Origin of the sequence: Flavobacterium sp. FPG59 (assembly GCF_002150205.1) — a bacterium.
GTDB lineage: Bacteria > Bacteroidota > Bacteroidia > Flavobacteriales > Flavobacteriaceae > Flavobacterium.
On record NZ_MTCA01000254.1, the window covers coordinates 1 to 4,086 of the forward strand.

Consider the following 4,086-nt stretch of genomic DNA (forward strand, 5'->3'; position numbering starts at 1 on the left):
GATATGTAATGAAAAGGATAAACAATGAGTACAATTGCAGAAATTATTGATACTCTTGAAAATAAGGTTCTAAAAATTTTCAACAAAATGAAAACTTTAGAACAAGAAAATCAAGATTTAAAAAACAAAATAATAAGTTCTGCATCCACAATACAAACTCAATCACGAGAGATTGAGGCACTAAAAATGCAGTATGAAACACTCAAAATGGCAAACTCATTACTGGGCAGTGACGAAAATAAAAGAGATACAAAGCTAAAAATAAATTCATTAATTCGGGAAATTGACTACTGTATAGCCCAGCTATCAGATTAAGAAATATGGACGAAAAGCTAAAAATTAAAATATCAATAGCAGATAGAATCTATCCTTTAACGGTAGATCTTTCTCAAGAAGAAGGTCTTAGAAGCGCTTCAAAAAAAATTGATATAATGATTAAGCAATTTGAAGAAAACTATGCTGTACGTGATAAACAAGATGTTTTAGCCATGTGTGCGTTACAATTTGCATCGCAAACAGAACAAAAACAAATTGACAATCAAATAAATGGCGAAGAAACCATGGAGCGAATTAAAAAAATTAACGCACTTTTAGACCAATATCTCGACAAATAAACGTTCTTTACAAAAACTAAGATACTGCCTACATTAGTTCATATTTGGTAAACTCAACACTAACAATTTAGAATGAGCAAATCATCGTTACTATAGCAAGCCAATTCAGTTTGGAAGCTTGAACAACGAGTTAGCTCAAAACTTGTCTTTTCGAGTTTATACAAGCAATCTAATGTAGGCTTTTTTTATATATAAATTTTAACAAACATGGACAACATATTAACGATCGTTATTACAGGTATTATAGGTATTGCAGCTGGTTTTGGAATCGCAAAACTAATTGAGAAAAGCAATATTTCAAACCTTATAAAGAATTCAAAAAAGGAAGCTGCTTCTATACTTAAAGACGCTAACCTAGAAGCCGAAAACATTAAAAAAGACAAGATTCTTCAGGCAAAAGAAAAATTTATTGAACTTAAAGCTGAACATGAACAAGTAATTCTTGCTCGTGATAAAAAAGTTGCCGAGATAGAAAAAAGAGTACGTGACAAAGAATCTCAAGTTTCTAACGAATTATCTAAAGCTAAAAAAGTAAATGATGATTTTGAATCGAAAACACAAGAATACACCTCTAAAATTGAACATTTAGAAAAGAAACAAGCCGAAATTGATCGTTTACACAAAAGCCAATTACAACAACTTGAAGTCATCTCTGGTCTATCAGCAGAGGAAGCAAAAAGCCAACTTGTTGAAGGATTAAAAGCAGAGGCAAAAAGTAAAGCCATGTCTCACATACAGGACACTATTGAAGAAGCTAAACTTACTGCACAACAAGAGGCTAAAAAAATCATTATCAATACAATTCAAAGAGTTGGAACTGAAGAGGCTGTTGAAAACTGCGTATCAGTATTTAATATTGAATCTGATGATGTAAAAGGTAGAATCATTGGTCGTGAAGGAAGAAATATACGTGCTCTTGAAGCCGCAACAGGTGTTGAAATTATTGTAGACGATACTCCTGAGGCTATTATCCTTTCTTGTTTTGATCCTGTACGTAGAGAAATTGCTCGTCTAGCATTGCATAAACTGGTTACTGACGGACGAATTCACCCAGCACGAATTGAAGAAGTTGTTGCAAAAACAGCAAAGCAAATTGACGATGAAATTATTGAGGTTGGAAAACGTACTGTAATTGATCTTGGTATTCATGGTTTACACCCTGAATTGATAAAGGTTGTGGGTAGAATGAAATACCGTTCTTCTTATGGACAAAACTTACTACAACACTCGAGAGAAGTATCTAAACTATGTGGAATCATGGCCGCAGAACTAGGATTGAATGTAAAACTAGCTAAAAGAGCTGGATTACTTCATGATATTGGTAAAGTTCCTGATACTGAAAGTGATTTACCACACGCATTATTAGGAATGCAATGGGCAGAGAAGTATGGTGAGAAAGAAGAAGTTTGTAATGCGATTGGTGCGCACCATGACGAGATCGAAATGAAATCTTTACTTTCACCTATAATCCAGGTTTGTGACGCTATTTCAGGAGCACGACCAGGAGCACGAAGACAAGTTCTTGATTCTTACATTCAACGTTTAAAAGACCTTGAAGAAGTTGCCTACGGATTTAATGGCGTGAAAAATGCGTATGCCATCCAAGCTGGTAGAGAACTTCGTGTAATTGTAGAAAGCGAAAAAGTTTCTGATGAAAATGCTGCTAGTTTATCTTTTGATATTTCACAAAAAATTCAAACTGAAATGACATATCCAGGACAAGTAAAAGTTACCGTAATTCGTGAAACAAGAGCTGTAAATATTGCCAAGTAAAATATTTAATTCTATTAAAAAATTCCAAATGCCAATACTAATTTATTGGAATTTGGAATTTTTTTTTTGAAGTTCAATTTCTACTTCCTAGGGTGAAAACTATTAATTACTTCAGTCAAAAATGTTCGATCAAGGTGAACGTATATTTCAGTAGTAGTAATAGACTCGTGTCCTAACATGAGTTGTATAGCTCGTAAATCGGCACCATTTTCCAGTAAATGAGTAGCAAATGAATGTCTAAGTGTATGAGGACTTATGGTTTTATTGAGATCAATAGAAACGGCTAAATTTTTTATAATAGTAAAAATCATAGCCCGTGTAAGTTGTTTTCCTCTTCTATTTAAAAAAAGAGTATCCTCAAAACCTTTTTGAATAGTGATATGGGTTCTTACGGTATTTTTATAAAGGAGAATGTATTTTTGAGTAACATTACTAATTGGGACTAAACGTTGTTTATTTCCTTTACCCGTGATTTTGATAAAGCCTTCCTCAAAAAACAAATCCGATATCTTTAATGTTACCAGCTCCGAAACCCTTAAACCGCAACCATACAATGTTTCTAACATGGCACGATTGCGTTCGCCCTCATTAGTAGAAAAGTCAATTGCCTGTATCAAACTATCTATTTCTTCTACTGTAAGCGTGTCAGGAAGTTTTCGTCCCGTTTTGGGTGTTTCAATTAGCTCCATAGGATCATCGTTGCGATAATCTTCAAAAACTAAATATTTAAAAAAGCTTTTTAAACCCGAGATAATACGAGCTTGCGATCTTGGATTTACCTCTTTAGCTACGCTGTAAATAAATTGCTGGATGGTTTCGTCAGTAATTTTTAAAGGCGATACGACAATTTCATTTTGAAATAAAAAAAGCAATAAACGCTCTAAATCAAACGAGTAATTTTCAACGGTATTCTTTGACAATCCCCGCTCAATCATTAAGTACGACTGATAACTTTTTATAATACTATCCCAATTCATACTTACAAAGGAACGTAATTTTTTAAGCATAAAAAAACCTCCTTTTTAAAGAGGAGGTTAATTAGTTATTCAATAACTGTAATTTACAATTTGAAATTCAAACCTAAATTTACAGAAGAGTAGTTTCCTCCATTTACAGATATCCCTTTATAACCAAGATACAATTCGATTTGTTCTGTTTGGTAACCTATTTTTGGTTGGTAATACAATCCTCCATTTCCTTCATCTTTACCTAGGTAAATTCCATATCCTAAATCTGCTCCAAGAAATAAGTTATCAGTTAGAGAATATTGCGCTGTTGCCGCTAAAGGTATAAAGCCAGAATCTTCAGCTTTAAACTCTACAACTCCAAAACCAATATTAACTTCTTCTTTTTTACCTAAGAAATTAGTATATCCTGAAGCAATACCAGCACTAAATTTATCAGCAACTTTCCAAGTGTAAGCAACATCACCTCCAACATTTAGTGAGCTAAAATTTTTTGTATCTCCAGTTGTCAATCCAACATGAGCACCTAATTTAAAATTCCCCTCTTGCGCATTGGCAAATCCGAAAGCAAATACAGCCGCAACTGTTAAAATATTTTTTTTCATTTTGTTTTTATTTGTTGAATTATGAATCAAATATAAATAAACCCTTAATTTATAAAAATTTTATTATAAGATTTTTATACTTTTAGATGATAAACCACTGCGATAACTGTAGCCCAAATAGATAATAAT

At 32.8% G+C, this 4,086-nt stretch carries 5 protein-coding genes and 1 other RNA gene; 4 read left to right on the forward strand and 2 right to left on the reverse strand.

Annotated elements, in window-relative coordinates:
* Window positions 1–24: 24 nt before the first annotated feature.
* The 4 genes from FPG59_RS14475 to rny all read left to right on the forward strand — a co-directional run bounded on the left by FPG59_RS14475 (window position 25) and on the right by rny (window position 2,387).
* Window positions 25–315, forward strand: a complete 291-nt coding sequence (locus FPG59_RS14475) for a hypothetical protein (RefSeq protein WP_086455281.1) — start codon at window positions 25–27, stop codon at window positions 313–315.
* A 5-nt stretch (window positions 316–320) separates the two neighbouring features.
* Window positions 321–614: a cell division protein ZapA gene (locus FPG59_RS14480; protein WP_086455282.1), complete on the forward strand. Its 294-nt coding sequence runs from the start codon at window positions 321–323 to the stop codon at window positions 612–614.
* A gap of 51 nt (window positions 615–665) precedes the next feature.
* Window positions 666–772, forward strand: a non-coding RNA gene (gene ssrS, locus FPG59_RS14485) — 6S RNA.
* 49 nt (window positions 773–821) lie between these two features.
* Window positions 822–2,387 (forward strand): ribonuclease Y, encoded by a 1,566-nt coding sequence (gene rny, locus FPG59_RS14490; protein WP_086455283.1) that lies wholly within the window; start codon window positions 822–824, stop codon window positions 2,385–2,387.
* 80 nt (window positions 2,388–2,467) lie between these two features.
* Here the strand turns inward: rny and xerD are convergent, their stop codons facing one another.
* Together xerD and FPG59_RS14500 are read right to left on the reverse strand one after the other, a co-directional pair.
* On the reverse strand, window positions 2,468–3,364 hold the full coding sequence (gene xerD, locus FPG59_RS14495; RefSeq protein WP_086455284.1) for a site-specific tyrosine recombinase XerD: 897 nt from the start codon (window positions 3,362–3,364) through the stop codon (window positions 2,468–2,470).
* Window positions 3,365–3,447: 83 nt separating this feature from the next.
* Window positions 3,448–3,957, reverse strand: coding sequence for a hypothetical protein (locus tag FPG59_RS14500; RefSeq protein WP_086455285.1), 510 nt, complete (start codon window positions 3,955–3,957; stop codon window positions 3,448–3,450).
* Window positions 3,958–4,086 lie beyond the last annotated feature (129 nt).

Excerpts from the sequence above, each read along its gene's own strand:
- FPG59_RS14475 (WP_086455281.1), top strand. The coding sequence starts at position 25 with ATGAGTACAATTGCAGAAATTATTGATACTCTTGAAAATAAGGTTCTA.
- FPG59_RS14480 (WP_086455282.1), top strand. The coding sequence starts at position 321 with ATGGACGAAAAGCTAAAAATTAAAATATCAATAGCAGATAGAATCTAT.
- rny (WP_086455283.1), top strand. The coding sequence starts at position 822 with ATGGACAACATATTAACGATCGTTATTACAGGTATTATAGGTATTGCA.
- xerD (WP_086455284.1), bottom strand. The coding sequence starts at position 3,364 with ATGAATTGGGATAGTATTATAAAAAGTTATCAGTCGTACTTAATGATT.
- FPG59_RS14500 (WP_086455285.1), bottom strand. The coding sequence starts at position 3,957 with ATGAAAAAAAATATTTTAACAGTTGCGGCTGTATTTGCTTTCGGATTT.